This is a genomic window from Pelagivirga sediminicola, from assembly GCF_003072125.1.
Taxonomy (GTDB): Bacteria; Pseudomonadota; Alphaproteobacteria; order Rhodobacterales; family Rhodobacteraceae; genus Roseovarius; species Roseovarius sediminicola.
This window is the reverse complement of sequence record NZ_QCYH01000001.1, coordinates 254,316-267,450: the sequence shown is the minus strand read 5'-3', so window position 1 is coordinate 267,450 and position 13,135 is coordinate 254,316. Positions and strand designations below refer to the sequence as shown.

The window sequence follows — 13,135 nt, the reverse complement described above, 5'->3', positions numbered from 1 at the left end:
CCTGAGCCATCGGATAAAGGCGAAACGGGCGCCACGCTTATATGTCGCGAAACGCTTTACTCCAGCAGCACGATGGAGTCCGCGCCCCAGCCCACCGTCACCTCGCTGCCGTCGCGCGCGATTGAGCGTCCGGCCGTGTTGCGCATCGAGATCGTGACAGGATCGGCCGCACCGGGCAGGGCGACCGAATAATAGGTCATGTCGCCGTAATAATCGGTCGAGATGACCGTGCCGGTGGCGGTGCGCGCGAAACTGCCGGTCCCGTCCGAGACGATGGTGAACATCTCGGGGCGCACGCCGACCACGTTGATCTGGCCCGCCTGCAGACCGGCAGGGGCGTCGCGCCGCGCGATCTCGACCTCGCCAAGGGCGGGGACCCGGATGGTGAAATGCGTGTCCGTCGCGCCCGTCGCCTCGGCCTCCAGAAAGTTCATGACGCCGATAAAAGACGCGATCTTGCGCGAGACGGGACGGCGGTACAGCTCTTCGGGGCTGGCCAGCTGCGCGATCTGCCCGTCGAAGATGACCGCGATACGGTCGGACATGATCAGCGCCTCTTCCTGATCGTGGGTGACGAGGATGAAGGTGATGCCCAGCGATTTTTGCAGGCTACGCAGCTCCTGCTGCATCTGGTCGCGCAGCTTCTTGTCCAGCGCCGACAACGGCTCGTCCAGCAGGATGACCTTGGGGCGCATCACCAGCGCGCGGGCCAGCGCCACGCGCTGCCGCTGCCCGCCCGAAAGCTCGTGCGCGGCGCGCTGGCCGTAACCGGCCAGATCCACCATCGACAGCGCCTTTTCCACCTCGGCGGTCATGTCGGCCTTGCTGATCTTCTTGCGCACGAGGCCATAGCCGACATTCTCGGCGACGTTCAGATGCGGAAAGATCGCATAGCTTTGAAACACCATGTTGGTGGGGCGCTTGTTGGCGGGAATGTCCTTCATCGACTGCCCGGCGATCGCGATCGTGCCGCTGGTCGTCTGCTCGAACCCGGCGATCAGGCGCAGCAAGGTTGTCTTGCCGCAGCCCGACGGCCCCAGCAGCGAGAAAAACTCGCCCTCGCGGATGTCCGCATTGATCCCTTTCAGCGCCTTGACGCTGCCAAAGCTTTTGACGACGTCGCGGATTTCGATGATCGGTTGGTGGTTGGCGTCGTCCATGGTCAGACAAGTCCCCTTGTTGAACTGCTCTCAAGCCCTTGCCGCCGTGCCGCCCGCCTGCGGAACCACTCCGCCACGATCAGCAGGCACACCGACAGCGCCAGAAGGATGGTGCCCAGTGCCATGACCGACGGAAGCTTGGTCGGAAAGCGCAGCTGGCTCCAGATATAGACGGGCAGCGTGACATCGGTGCCGGTCAGGAAGAAGGCGATGATGAATTCATCCAGCGATATGGTGAAGGTGATCAGAAGGCTGGAGACGACGCCGGGCATGATCAGCGGCAGCGTCACGCGCCGGAACGTGCCCCAGCGCGATTCGCCAAGGTCAAAGGATGCCTCCTCCAGACTGTCATCAAGCCCGGCAAAGGCCGAGCTGAGGATCGCGATGGAAAAGGGCGTGCAGATCAGCACATGCCCGGCGATGACCGTCCAAAGCGACAAGGACAGGCCCAGCTGCACCAGCATGACCAGCAGCGCCACGGCGACGATGATCTCGGGCAGGACCAGCGGCAGCATGATGAAGCCGACGATCCCGCGCTTGAGCGGAAAGCGATAGCTTTGGGCCGCGCGGGCGGCGCAGGCGCCCAGAAGCGTGCTGATGACGGCGGTGGAGATTGCGACGATGGCGCTGTTGCGCACCGCGCCGTGCAATGCCTCGATTGTCCAGAGCAGGCCGAACCACTTGGTGGTGAACCCGGCCAGCGGGAAGGCCACGATCGTGGCATCGTTGAAGGCGAAAAGCGGCAGCAGGATCACCGGCGCGTAGAGGAATATCATGTAGGCGACGGCATAGACCGCCAGCCACCGTGCCGAGAGAAACCTGCCGATCGCGCGCATCACTTCACCTTTCCGCCGAATTTCTTGCCCGCAAGGAAGATCCCAAGGCTGATGGCCGCGACCACCAGCATCGAGGACACCGCGAGCGCGGCACCCAAGGGCGCATTATTGGCCTTGCCGAACTGGATCTGGATCATGTTGGCCACCATCAGCCCGTCGGTGCCGCCGACCAGCTTGGGCGTGATGTAATCGCCCACCGTCGGGATCAGCACGATCAGCGTCGAAGCGATGACGCCCGGCATCGCCAGCGGCAAGGTGATGCGCCAGAACCGCCGGAACGGCCCGTCGCCCAGATCCTCCGCCGCCTCCAGCAGCGCGCGGTCGATCTTCTCCAGCGCCACGAAGATTGGCAGGATCGCGAAGGGCGCCCACGCATGGGCGAGCGTCAGCACCACCGCGTTGGCGTTGTAGAGGATGAAGGTCAGCGGCGCCTTGATGATGCCCAGCTCCATCAGTGACGAGTTGAGCACGCCGTTATAGCCAAGGATCACCTTCCACAGGAACACGCGCAGCAGATAGCTGGTCCAGAACGGCACGGTAATCAGGAACAGCCACAGCGCCTTGCGCGATTTGACGTGGAAGGACAGGTAATAAGCGATGGGAAAGGCCAGGATCACCGTCGCCGCCGTCACCACCAGCGAGATGCGCAAGGAGCGCCACATCAACACCTGGAAAATGGGTTGCGTCCACGTCTCGCGGTAATTGGCGAGGGTGAATGTCTTGTCCAGATCCAGATAGTTCTGCGACCAGAAGCTGAACATCACCACCATCGCAAGGGGCGCGGCCAGCATCACAAGCGCATAGATCAGGGTGGGGCTGATCAGGGTCAGCCCGCGGCGGCTTTCTTGGCTCAGGCTCGGCACGATGGCGGTGTCTCCCGGTGGGTTTGCGAGCGTTGCACGGCCCGTCTGTCCAGACAATGGCGTTGTTGAGGCCCGCTCAGCGCGGCGCCGGATCGGCCGTTTCGCGCTGCGCGCTGTTGGCCGCGGCCAGGGTGCCCTTGGGCGGCTCGTCGCCCGTCAATATGGGGAAATGTCGGCGCAATTCATCGTGATAGCTTTTGACGCCATATTCCAGATCCGACAGGATGATCCCGTCAAAGCCGCTGGAGAACGCGGCCTCCCACGTCCATTCGATCAACTGCTCGTCTTCCTTGCTGGTGATGCGGTCGATGCGCATGCTCAGATACCGCGCGGCGCGCATCTGGCGGTCCTCGCCCCGGTGCCGGTAGGTCGTGCCGCGCTGGATCGTCTTGCCGTTCTCGACGGGAAACTCGTGGTAGAAAATGACCGAGTCGGGGTAAAAGCCGAAAACGAGGTTGGGAAACATCCCGACGTAAAGCCACGCGGCGCGGTGCTCGTCGTCCAGCCGCTCGGGCGCCTTCAGGATGTTGCGATACTGCTCGACGCTCCACAGGCGATGCTTGCCGTTCCGAAACTGTCCGAGCGAGCGGGACGTGCCATTCGTGAACGGCTCGTCATGATAGCCGGTGCCGAACAGATCGTGCAGGCCGGGATGGGCCATCGCCACGTGATACCCCTCGTTGTCGACATCGCGCACACATTTCCAGTTCGCCTCGATCTCGGCCGCCCAGAAACTGTCTTCGGCGGGCACGAGGTTTTCCAGATCGTATTGCGCCAGTTCCGCATCGAACCGCTGCATGATCCTGGCGACGGAGGGCTGCGGGCCGGGCTTGAACCGGACAAAGACGAAGCCCTGCCAGATTTCCATCTCGATCGGCTTCAGCCCCATCTCGACCGGGTCCAGATCGGGCAGAGACTGCGGCTGCGCCGCGCCGCGCAACGTGCCATCGAGGTTATAGGCCCAGCCGTGAAAGGGGCAGATGATCGCCGAGCGGCAGTTGCCCGCGTTTTCGGCCACCACACGCGATCCGCGATGCCGGCACAGGTTGTGAAAGGCGCGCACCTTCATATCCTTGCCGCGCACGATCAGCGCCCGTTCGCCCACCAGATCGGAGGCCATGAAATCACCGGGATTTGCCACATCGCTGACGTGACACACCACTTGCCAATGCCGCCGGAAAAGCTGTTCCTTCTCTTCCTCCAGCATCTCGGGATTGAAAAAACTCCATGCCGGCAGGCCCTTGCGGTTCCAGTGGTTCGGCACTTGGGTGTTCTGACTGTCCATGCTCGTCCATCTCCTGCTTGCGATGGTTGAACTATATTGAATTTATATGAGCACTCAAACAAAAAAATGGGTTGTAGTGCTAACCAACTGAACTCAAATCCTAAAACGCAATGGGCGCCCGGCAGTCCGGGCGCCCATCAGTTTTGCCAGAATCGGCAGTGCATCAATGCCGCGTCAGTCCAGAAACGCCTTTTCAACCACGTATTCGCGCGGGGCCGAGTTTGCGCCCTCGCGCAGGCCATATTCCTCGAACAGCGCCTTCAGCTCCAGGTTGAAGGCAAGGTTGCCGCAGATCATCGCCCGATCATTTTCCGGCGACAGGGGCGGCACGCCAAGCTCGTTGAACACCTCGCCCGAGCGCATCAGATCGGTGATGCGCCCCATCTTGGGGCTCTCTTCGCGGGTGGTGGTCGGATAATAGCGCAGCTTGTCCGAAAATCCCTCGCCGATCAGCTCTTCGAGCATTTCGTCGTTGCGGATGGCCGCGATCAGCTCGGCGCCATATTGCAGCTCGCCCACGGTGCGGCAGGTATGGGTGACGATGATTTCCTCATAGTCCTCGTAGGTCTGCGGATCGCGCAGGAGCGAGGCAAAAGGCGCAAAGCCGGTGCCGGTGGCAAAAAGCCAGAGCCGTTTGCCCGGCAAAAGAGCGTCATGCACCAGCGTGCCGACGGGCTTGGGGCGCAGGATGATCTGGTCGCCCGGCTGGATATGCTGCAGCTTCGACGTCAGCGGACCGTCGGGCACCTTGATCGAATAGAATTCCAGTTCGTCATCCCAGGAGGGCGAGGCGATGGAATAGGCGCGCAGCAGCGGCTTTTGCTTGCCGGTCGCCGGATCTGGATCGCTCATCAGCCCGATCATCACGAATTCGCCCGAGCGAAAGCGCAAGGACACGGGCCGCGTCACGCGGAACGAAAACAGCCGGTCGGTCCAATGCGTCACCTGCGTCACGGTCTGCGCGTCGGGCAAGGCGGGTTTGGCACGCTCGGCGGCGGGGGCGGTCGGTGTATCGGTCACTTTGGTCATCTCGTTCATATGGCACATTCGCCGGGCAATTTACACCGGCGCCCCTTCATAGTCTTTGCGTTAGGTCAGATGGAAGCCGCCTCGCCGCGCAGGCGCGTCTGGTAGTCATGCGCGCGCCAATCGGCGCGGAACAGCCATTGGTCCTGCGTCTGCCGCTCGGCCAGATCCGGCGAAATCTCGACCTCGTCAAAGCCGCAGCGGCGGGCCATGGCGTATTGATCGGCCAGCACATGACCGCGCGCCCGCAGCCGCCCCTTGTAGCCCATCAGCCGCAGCTGCCGTGCGATGGAAAATCCGCGCCCGTCGGCAGAGCTGGGAAAATCGACGCGGATCATGGAGATCTGCGGCAGGCGGCCCGACAACTCGGCCGGGTCCGTGCTGCTGGGCAGGTCGATGCCGACATCGCCGCGCGCATCCTCAAGCGCCACGATGGGCAGCGTCCAGTCATCGGGCCCAAAGCCCGTATCGGTCACGATCACGTTCATGCATCTGCTCCTTGTTTTACGGGTTTGCCATCCACGAAATGGATGCCACATTCAGTCTTTTCCCTGCCTTTCCAACGTCCTGCGCGCTCATCTTCACCCGGCTTCACGGGCGAGGTGCAGGGCATGCAACCGATGGAGGGGTATCCTTGCGCCACCAGCGGATGGCGCGGCAGGCGGTTTTCCTCGATATAGGTGCGCGCGTCGCCCGGCTGCCAATGGGCCAGCGGATTGACCTTGAGCCGCCTCGTGCCGTCCTCGACCTCGAAGAATTCCAGCGCCGCGCGGCTGCCGCCCTGATAGCGCTTGCGCCCGGTGATCCAGCCATCGAACCCCGACAACGCGCCTTGCAACGGCAGCGTCTTGCGCAGCGCGCAGCAGGCGTCGGGATCGCTTTGATGCAGCATCGCCGCGGGATCCTCCGCGCGCGTGGCGGCGGGATCGGGGCGGATCAGACGCATGTCGCGCAGGCCCAGACGCTCGGCCAGCTCCTGCTGGTAGACCAGCGTTTCAGTAAACAGCATCCCCGTTTCCAGAAAGATCACCGGCGTGTCGCGCCGCGCCAGTGCGACCATATGCAGCAGCACAACCGACTCGGCCCCGAAGCTGGAGACAAGCGCAAGCCGCCCCACATCCGGATCATGCAGCGCACGCGCCAGCACGGCGATGGCCGAATGATGCCGGTAGGCCGCGTTCAGCGCCGCCGCCTTTTCATGCAGGTCCAGCGAGCCCGGTGACGTGCGGTCAGGCGGCGACATGCGGCTCGGCCTTCCTCTTGGCGGCCCGGGCCGCCTCGGCCTCGCCGTAAAGGGCGGATTTGAACGGCTCCATCCCGACGCGGCGATAGGCGGCCAGAAACGTCTCGGACGGGTCCGTGCGCAGATCCAGATAGGCCAGCATGATCGTCTCGATCGCGGGCACGATGTCTTCGGCGGCAAAGCCGGGGCCGGTGCGGTCGCCTAACTGCGCATCGGGGCCGCCATCGCCGCCGATGGTGATCTGATAGCTTTCCACCCCCGCCCGGTCGAGGCCGAGGATGCCGATATGACCCACATGATGATGCCCGCAAGCGTTGATGCAGCCCGAGATCTTGATCTTCATCTCGCCGATCTCATGCTCCAGCTTGAGCGCGTCGAACCGCAGCGCGATTTCCTGCGCGATGGGGATCGAACGGGCGGTGGCCAGCGCGCAGTAATCCATGCCGGGGCAGGCGATGATGTCGCTGATGAGGCCGATATTCGCAGTCGCCAGCCCCACCTCGCGCAGCGCCGCATGGACCGCCTGCAGGTCGGATTTATGCACATGCGGCAGGATCACGTTCTGCTCGTGGCTGATGCGCAGCTCGTCATGGCCGTAGCGCTCGGCCAGATCCGCCATCACGCGCATCTGCTCGGCCGTGGCATCGCCGGGCGTTTCGCCATGCGCCTTGAGGCTGATCGACACGATGGCATAGCCGGGAGCGCGATGCGCGCTCAGATTGGTATCGGCCCAGGCGCGAAAGACCGGATCGGCGGCGCGGGCGGCCTCATAGCCATCGACGGGCGCGTCGCGGAAGACAGGCGGTGCGAAATCGGCGCGGATGGCGCCCAGCATCTGCTGGTCGATGCCGGTGAACAGCGGACGGATCAGCGCATATCGCGCCTCGACGCGGGCACGAATATCTTCGATTCCATGCTCATGCACGGTGATCTTGATGCGGGACTTGAACTTGTTGTCGCGCCGCCCGATGCTGTTCCAGACGCTGACGACGGCCTCCAGATAGGGCAACAGATCCTCTTCGGGCAGGAAGTCATGCAGCACCTTGCCGATCATCGGCGTGCGGCCCAACCCGCCGCCGACCAGCACCTGATAGCCGATCTGCCCGGCGCGCCGCACGATGCGCAGGCCGATATCATGCGCCAGCGTCACGGCCCGGTCCATCGGGCTGCCGGTGACGGCCACCTTGAACTTGCGCGGCAGCGCCTGAAATTCCGGGTGGTCGGTCGACCATTGGCGGATCAGCTCGGCAATGGGGCGCGGATCGGCGACCTCGTCCGCGGCGGCGCCGGCGAAATGATCCGCCGTGACGTTGCGGATGGTGTTGCCGCTGGTCTGGATCGCGTGCATCTGCACCTCGCCCAGAGCGTCAAGGATATCCGGCACCTCCGCCAGCTTGGGCCAGTTATACTGGATGTTCTGGCGCGTCGTGAAATGGCCGTAACCCTTGTCCCACCGCTCGGCGATCATGGCCAGCTGGCGCATCTGCGCGCTGCCGAGCGTGCCATAGGGGATCGCCACGCGCAGCATGTAAGCATGCAGTTGCAGATATAGCCCGTTCATCAGGCGCAGCGGCTTGAACTCATCTTCGGTCAGCGCGCCTTCCACCCGCCGGGCGACCTGCGCGCGGAACTGGCGGTTGCGCTCGGCCACGAAGGCCGCGTCAAACTCGGTATAGGTATACATCAGCGCGTCTCCGCCTGCTTGCCGTGGAAGTAGTTGGAGGGGCCGGTCCGGCGGAACGCCTCGCGGAAATGGGTGGGCTGCGGGCCGGCATCCGTTGCGATCACGTCGGCCAGATAGGCACCCACGACATCGCTCGCGCGGGACTGCGCCAGCAACAGGCGCAGCTCGGCATCCGCCTCGTCGGTGAGGATCGCGGCCTCGCTCAGGGTCCGGGTCCAGCCGTCATCTTCGGTCAGATAGACGACGTCGCCCTCCAGCAGGGCGTTGGCGGTTATGACTTTGGGCGTGAATTCACGGGGCATCAGGCTGTCTCCTCAGGCGGGAACAAGATTGGCATGGGCATGGGCGGGGGCGCCCGGAATGAGCTGTAGGGGCAGTCCGGCCTGGCGACAGGCGGCCAGCATCTGCGCATCGGGCGCGGCCTGCATCAGACAGATCACATGCAGGCCCTTCGCCGCCGCCGAAATCAGCGGCGCCGCCGCGCCGGGCAGCGGGCCAAAGCGCGCCTCGCGGCGGGCAAGATCGAGGATCTGCGCCGGCACCGCCGCATCATGCAGCACCAGATCGGCCTCGTGCAGCACGCGGCGCGTCCTGCGCGGCAAAAGCGCCGCCTCGTCGCTGGTCAGTACGGCGAAGGTGACGTGACCCGCGCCCGGCCGCGCGGCAAGATGTTTGGACAGATCCCGGCTCAGCAGCGCATCCAGATCGGCCGATGCGTCCTGCTCCAGCGCGGCGGGACCGCTGCGCAGGAAGAACCCGCTCCAGAACGCGCGCCGCGCACGCCCCATCGGCAGCGCTTCGGCCCTGGCGCGGAAGGCGCGCGCGGCGCGGGCCAGCGCGCCCAGCGATGCGGGTAGCATCGCTTCGATATCGGCCTTGATCTTGCGCGCCAGAACCGGCGCGGCGCCCTCGGTGCCGATCGCGACGGTGACCGGATCGCGGTCCACAATGGCGGGGGTGATGAACTGGCTATCTGCCAGATTATCAACGATATTCGTCATCGCGCCGTCGGCGCGCGCCAGTGCGACCGTGCGCGCATCCTCGGCCGGATCCTCATCGGCCGCATAAAACAGCACAGCGCACAGCGCATCCCCGGGCGCCATCGCCCGCCGCCGAAGCGCCAGGCGCCCCTCGGCAGACCAGGCCACGATTTCCGGAGCCGGGCGGGGCGCAAAGACGGTCAGATGCGCCTGCGTCTTCATCAGCAGCCGCAGCTTGGCCAGCGCGGCGTCGCCGCCGCCGGACAGCACCACACGCCGGCCCTCAAGGGCGACAAAGATGGGGAAGTGTTTCACGCGACCTGTCCATTCCGTTTGACTTGACCCCATTTATAGAAAATATTCCCACACAAATGCCATGGGGCCGCGCGAATAAGGACATCTGTTCCAATCTGCGCGCGACTGTACGGCAAAATTCCACGGAATGAGGGAAACAGGAATGGCTGTTCGTCTGGATGAGCTGGATCGGAAGATCCTCGGGGAATTGCAGGCCGATGGCGGCCAGTCGCTGGACGATATCGCCAAGTCCGTGGGCAGCTCGAAAACCCCGGTCTGGAACCGGATTCGCAAGATGCGCGAGGCGGGCGTCATCCGTCATCAGACCTATCTGCTGGATGCGGAAAAGCTGGGCTTCGAGGCGTGCTTTTTCGTGCTGATCCGCACGTCCGAGCATGACGCGGCCTGGCAAAAGGCGTTCCTGCGCGCGCTGCAGGGGCGACCGGAGGTGCAGGAGGCGCATCGCCTTGCCGGCGATATCGATTATATTCTGAAAGTGCGCGTCGAAAATGCCCGCGCCTATGACACGTTTTACCAGGCGTTGATCAGCGAGGTGAAGGTGCACAACGTCACGGCGCTGCTGTCGATGGAAGAGATTAAATCCACCACGGTCCTGCCGCTATGACGCGTGAGCTTCGGCCTCCAGTGCCTTGATGATGGGCGAAAAATCATCCGCCTTCAGGCTGGCGCCGCCCACCAGCGCCCCGTCTACATTGGACACGGCGAAAATCTCGGCCGCATTGCCCGCCTTGACCGAGCCGCCGTAGAGCAGCCGGACGGATCGTCCGATCCCGGCGCCAAAGCGCTTTTCCAGGCGGGTGCGGATGAAGTCATGCACATCGCCGATCTGGTCAGGCGTGGGCGTCAGGCCCGTGCCGATGGCCCAGCACGGCTCGTAGGCGACGACCGTGTTCTCGCCCGTGGCACTGTCGGGGATGGAGGAGGACAACTGCCCGCCGATGATGTCGAGCGTGTTCTGCGCCTCGCGCTTGCTCAGGCTTTCACCGACGCAGATGATGGCCAGCAACCCAGCGTCATGCGCCGCGCGGGCCTTGGCGCGGACGATGTCGCTGGTCTCCGCATGATCGGCGCGGCGCTCGGAATGGCCGAGGATGACCGCGCTTGCACCCGCATCCTTCAACATCTCGGCCGAGATGTCGCCCGTATGCGCGCCCGATGCGGCCATATGGCAATCCTGCCCGCCGATACGCATATCATGCCCGTCGCAAAGCTGCGCCGCCGCCGTGATCAAAGTGAAGGGAGGGCAGATCAGCAGATCGACATCCGCACCATCATGCGCGGTGCACAGCGCCTCCAGTTCAGCCAGATCGGCGCGAGTGCCGTTCATCTTCCAATTGCCAGCTGCAAGTTTGCGTCGCATGTCATCTCCGGGCCGGTTGCTGCACAGTTTCCGGCCGAGCCGTGTGATGCAAGTGTCTGTGGTTATCAGGCTAAATCAAAATCTTGCGGGGCGACCTTCATGTATCGGCGAACTTGATGGATTCGCCGCAACCGCAGGCTTCGGTCACGTTGGGGTTGTTGAAGCGGAAACCCGATTCAAGCAAGCTGACCTCATAGTCGATCTGCGTTCCGAAAAGGAACATCTGCGCCATCGGGGCGATCATCACGCGGGCGCCGTTTTCCTCCACGACCTCGTCATGGGGATCGACCTCATCGACGTAATCCATCGTGTATTCCATCCCCGCGCAGCCACCTTTCTTGACGCCGATGCGCAGGCCCTGGTGGCCGTCCTTGGCCATCAGCTTGGAGATTTGCGCCGCCGCACGGTCCGTGATCGTGACGGCCTGTTTGCCTGGGATGCCGAACATGAAAGAAATCCTTTGCCTTTGACGTTCAATCTAGGGCGCCCAGCCCGCAATCTCAAGCGGGGGCAGCAGCATCAGGAGCGCGCGCGTCGCCTCGGCGGTCAGAATGGCCCAGCCGAACGAGGCCAGCGTGCCGATGATGACATATTCCGCCGTGCGTTGATCGCGTGTCGCCGTGCCGAAACGCAGGATGGATTTCGCCGCGATCAGGAAGCCGACGCCCAAAGGCTGGTTCAGCAGGATCAGCGTCAGGATCAGCCCGCGCTCCAAAATGCCGATTTGCCGGCCGCCATCGCGCAAGCCATTGTTGCGAATACGGGTTCCATGCGGGCGCATCAGCAGTGCAACGGCGTATTGCCCGGCGGTCAGCGCGATGATGATGCCGCTGGCAATCGCCATGAGGGGCAAAAGCGCGGGCAGATCGGCCCATGGCCCGGTCTGCCACAGCCGGGGCGCAATCGCCGCCACGGCGCCGATCGTGACCAGATGCGCGGCCTGATCGGCCAGAAAGCCGCGAATATGGTGGAACCCGCCCCGAATCTTGACGATATCGATCAACACATGCGCCGCCGCCAATGCTAGCAGCCAAGGGCTGTCCCAGTGTCCCGTCGCCAGTTGCGCACAGAGCAGAACCAGCGCGGCATGCACCAACATGACAGGCGCGCGCCGTTTCTGGGCGTTGATCCAGGCCGTTTGCAGCACAAAATCGGCAAGCACATGCGCAAAGAGAAGAGCGGTGAATGTCTCTATCATGGGCGCGGGCGCCGTGCGGGGCTTGCATTTGCGAAATGCAAGTCATTATGCTTGCGGCGCATCATCTGGCCTCCTCGATCGCCTCGATGGCATCCATGATCGCGGGATAGCCCGCGCTGCCCAGCGCCTGATCCACGGCCTGCCGCGAAATCCCGATCCTTTCGGCGGCCACGCGCCGCGGTCCGGCGCCGGGCGGCAGCATGTGGCACAGCGAGCGGGCCTGCGATTGCGTCCAGCCTTGGGACACATGATCGGCCAGGCGAAAGGCCCCGTGCAGCGCGCCGCCGCCCGCATGGGCCATGAGCGTATCTCCTGAAAGCGTTTCGAGCAGACGACCAGAGGACATGAAGGCAGCTCCATGGGCGCTGTTGAGATCCGCGAATGGCGCGTTGCCCGGCGTTTCGGGGCTTGCCGATGTCGGCAACTCACCCGCGCCCGTCGCGGCCGCGAGGCGCGTGGAATAGTCGGGGCTCATGCGGCGCAAACGCGCCTTGATATAGAGCGCGAGACGAAGCGCGAGGGCAGGGCGGTTGACCGCGATCTGCCATCCATCGCCGCCCCGGCGTGCAAATCCGGTGAGGATTTCTGAACCGCCGGTGTTGCCCCAAAGGGTGCATTCCTGCGAGATGTCCTGCAAATCCTGAATGACGGCATCCAGCGCCTCGGCCGTCATGGCAGAGGAGTCGACGATGTCACCGGAAAGGACTGCCCATTGCATGCGCAAGCTTAACCACTTGCAATTCGAAAAAGCAAGCCTCTTGCCTTGCCTTACATGAAGCCCAGTTCCAGCCGCGCCTCATCGGACATCATGTCCATGCCCCAGGGCGGCTCCCAGACCAGGCTGACATCGACCTGCTTGATCCCGTCCAGCGGCTCGATCGCATCGGCAACCCATCCGGGCATCTCGCCCGCGACGGGACAGCCGGGGGCGGTCAGGGTCATCGTCACCTTGACCGCGTTTTCATCATCGATATCTATGGTATAGATCAGGCCCAGATCATAGATGTTCACCGGGATTTCCGGGTCGAACACGCTGCGGCACGCCTCGACGATATCCTCGTATTTGGGATGATCGGTGGACGATGGCGCGATAAGCGGGATGCCCTCGAAAGGTTGGGGATTTTCGGTCATATGCTATCCTGCGGCTTTGCCTGAGCGAATGTATAGGGAATATGGGGGCGCAGG

The 13,135-nt window shown here is 63.7% G+C and carries 16 protein-coding genes; 1 reads left to right on the top strand and 15 read right to left on the bottom strand.

What is annotated here, in order from left to right:
• Nucleotides 1-56 precede the first annotated feature (56 nt).
• The 10 genes from DC366_RS01250 to DC366_RS01205 all read right to left on the bottom strand — a co-directional run bounded on the left by DC366_RS01250 (nucleotide 57) and on the right by DC366_RS01205 (nucleotide 9,392).
• Entirely contained in the window at nucleotides 57-1,160 is a 1,104-nt protein-coding gene (locus tag DC366_RS01250) for an ABC transporter ATP-binding protein (RefSeq protein ID WP_108690367.1), read from the bottom strand.
• Between the two features lie 2 nt (nucleotides 1,161-1,162).
• Complete coding sequence (locus tag DC366_RS01245; protein WP_108690366.1) at nucleotides 1,163-1,996, bottom strand: ABC transporter permease; 834 nt, start codon at nucleotides 1,994-1,996, stop codon at nucleotides 1,163-1,165.
• Nucleotides 1,996-2,859 carry an ABC transporter permease gene (locus DC366_RS01240; protein WP_341476679.1) on the bottom strand — a complete coding sequence of 288 codons (864 nt, stop codon included), beginning with the start codon at nucleotides 2,857-2,859 and terminating at the stop codon, nucleotides 1,996-1,998. The genes DC366_RS01245 and DC366_RS01240 overlap by 1 nt, the downstream gene beginning before the upstream one ends.
• A gap of 76 nt (nucleotides 2,860-2,935) precedes the next feature.
• Complete coding sequence (locus DC366_RS01235; protein ID WP_108690365.1) at nucleotides 2,936-4,144, bottom strand: aromatic ring-hydroxylating oxygenase subunit alpha; 1,209 nt, start codon at nucleotides 4,142-4,144, stop codon at nucleotides 2,936-2,938.
• 174 nt (nucleotides 4,145-4,318) lie between these two features.
• Nucleotides 4,319-5,182, bottom strand: a complete 864-nt coding sequence (locus tag DC366_RS01230; RefSeq protein ID WP_108690364.1) for a ferredoxin--NADP reductase — start codon at nucleotides 5,180-5,182, stop codon at nucleotides 4,319-4,321.
• 56 nt (nucleotides 5,183-5,238) lie between these two features.
• On the bottom strand, nucleotides 5,239-5,658 hold the full coding sequence (locus DC366_RS01225; protein ID WP_108690363.1) for a DUF934 domain-containing protein: 420 nt from the start codon (nucleotides 5,656-5,658) through the stop codon (nucleotides 5,239-5,241).
• Nucleotides 5,655-6,413 (bottom strand): phosphoadenylyl-sulfate reductase, encoded by a 759-nt coding sequence (locus DC366_RS01220; RefSeq protein ID WP_108690362.1) that lies wholly within the window; start codon nucleotides 6,411-6,413, stop codon nucleotides 5,655-5,657. The genes DC366_RS01225 and DC366_RS01220 overlap by 4 nt, the downstream gene beginning before the upstream one ends.
• Nucleotides 6,400-8,097, bottom strand: a complete 1,698-nt coding sequence (locus tag DC366_RS01215) for a nitrite/sulfite reductase (RefSeq protein WP_108690361.1) — start codon at nucleotides 8,095-8,097, stop codon at nucleotides 6,400-6,402. The genes DC366_RS01220 and DC366_RS01215 overlap by 14 nt, the downstream gene beginning before the upstream one ends.
• Entirely contained in the window at nucleotides 8,097-8,399 is a 303-nt protein-coding gene (locus DC366_RS01210; RefSeq protein WP_108690360.1) for a DUF2849 domain-containing protein, read from the bottom strand. Before DC366_RS01210 ends, DC366_RS01215 begins: the two co-directional genes overlap by 1 nt.
• A gap of 12 nt (nucleotides 8,400-8,411) precedes the next feature.
• Entirely contained in the window at nucleotides 8,412-9,392 is a 981-nt protein-coding gene (locus DC366_RS01205; RefSeq protein WP_108690359.1) for a precorrin-2 dehydrogenase/sirohydrochlorin ferrochelatase family protein, read from the bottom strand.
• A 142-nt stretch (nucleotides 9,393-9,534) separates the two neighbouring features.
• Between DC366_RS01205 and DC366_RS01200 the strand changes: the two genes are divergently transcribed.
• Nucleotides 9,535-9,996 (top strand): Lrp/AsnC family transcriptional regulator, encoded by a 462-nt coding sequence (locus tag DC366_RS01200; RefSeq protein WP_108690358.1) that lies wholly within the window; start codon nucleotides 9,535-9,537, stop codon nucleotides 9,994-9,996.
• On the opposite strand, the gene tpiA is transcribed toward DC366_RS01200, so the two are convergent.
• The 5 genes from tpiA to DC366_RS01175 form a co-directional block, all read right to left on the bottom strand.
• Entirely contained in the window at nucleotides 9,991-10,752 is a 762-nt protein-coding gene (tpiA, locus tag DC366_RS01195; protein WP_108690357.1) for a triose-phosphate isomerase, read from the bottom strand. The two genes, DC366_RS01200 and tpiA, sit on opposite strands and share 6 nt — an antisense overlap.
• A gap of 97 nt (nucleotides 10,753-10,849) precedes the next feature.
• Complete coding sequence (locus DC366_RS01190; RefSeq protein WP_108690356.1) at nucleotides 10,850-11,200, bottom strand: HesB/IscA family protein; 351 nt, start codon at nucleotides 11,198-11,200, stop codon at nucleotides 10,850-10,852.
• A gap of 30 nt (nucleotides 11,201-11,230) precedes the next feature.
• Complete coding sequence (locus DC366_RS01185; protein ID WP_108690355.1) at nucleotides 11,231-11,950, bottom strand: DUF3307 domain-containing protein; 720 nt, start codon at nucleotides 11,948-11,950, stop codon at nucleotides 11,231-11,233.
• A 61-nt stretch (nucleotides 11,951-12,011) separates the two neighbouring features.
• Nucleotides 12,012-12,668 carry a hypothetical protein gene (locus tag DC366_RS01180; protein WP_108690354.1) on the bottom strand — a complete coding sequence of 219 codons (657 nt, stop codon included), beginning with the start codon at nucleotides 12,666-12,668 and terminating at the stop codon, nucleotides 12,012-12,014.
• A gap of 50 nt (nucleotides 12,669-12,718) precedes the next feature.
• Nucleotides 12,719-13,081, bottom strand: coding sequence for an SUF system Fe-S cluster assembly protein (locus DC366_RS01175; RefSeq protein WP_108690353.1), 363 nt, complete (start codon nucleotides 13,079-13,081; stop codon nucleotides 12,719-12,721).
• Nucleotides 13,082-13,135 lie beyond the last annotated feature (54 nt).

Bases quoted from the DNA above. Each gene is read 5' to 3' on its own strand.
- DC366_RS01250 (WP_108690367.1), bottom strand. From the start codon at position 1,160: ATGGACGACGCCAACCACCAACCGATCATCGAAATCCGCGACGTCGTC.
- DC366_RS01245 (WP_108690366.1), bottom strand. From the start codon at position 1,996: ATGCGCGCGATCGGCAGGTTTCTCTCGGCACGGTGGCTGGCGGTCTAT.
- DC366_RS01235 (WP_108690365.1), bottom strand. From the start codon at position 4,144: ATGGACAGTCAGAACACCCAAGTGCCGAACCACTGGAACCGCAAGGGC.
- DC366_RS01230 (WP_108690364.1), bottom strand. From the start codon at position 5,182: ATGAACGAGATGACCAAAGTGACCGATACACCGACCGCCCCCGCCGCC.
- DC366_RS01225 (WP_108690363.1), bottom strand. From the start codon at position 5,658: ATGAACGTGATCGTGACCGATACGGGCTTTGGGCCCGATGACTGGACG.
- DC366_RS01220 (WP_108690362.1), bottom strand. From the start codon at position 6,413: ATGTCGCCGCCTGACCGCACGTCACCGGGCTCGCTGGACCTGCATGAA.
- DC366_RS01215 (WP_108690361.1), bottom strand. From the start codon at position 8,097: ATGTATACCTATACCGAGTTTGACGCGGCCTTCGTGGCCGAGCGCAAC.
- DC366_RS01210 (WP_108690360.1), bottom strand. From the start codon at position 8,399: ATGCCCCGTGAATTCACGCCCAAAGTCATAACCGCCAACGCCCTGCTG.
- DC366_RS01200 (WP_108690358.1), top strand. From the start codon at position 9,535: ATGGCTGTTCGTCTGGATGAGCTGGATCGGAAGATCCTCGGGGAATTG.
- tpiA (WP_108690357.1), bottom strand. From the start codon at position 10,752: ATGCGACGCAAACTTGCAGCTGGCAATTGGAAGATGAACGGCACTCGC.
- DC366_RS01190 (WP_108690356.1), bottom strand. From the start codon at position 11,200: ATGTTCGGCATCCCAGGCAAACAGGCCGTCACGATCACGGACCGTGCG.
- DC366_RS01185 (WP_108690355.1), bottom strand. From the start codon at position 11,950: ATGATAGAGACATTCACCGCTCTTCTCTTTGCGCATGTGCTTGCCGAT.
- DC366_RS01180 (WP_108690354.1), bottom strand. From the start codon at position 12,668: ATGCAATGGGCAGTCCTTTCCGGTGACATCGTCGACTCCTCTGCCATG.
- DC366_RS01175 (WP_108690353.1), bottom strand. From the start codon at position 13,081: ATGACCGAAAATCCCCAACCTTTCGAGGGCATCCCGCTTATCGCGCCA.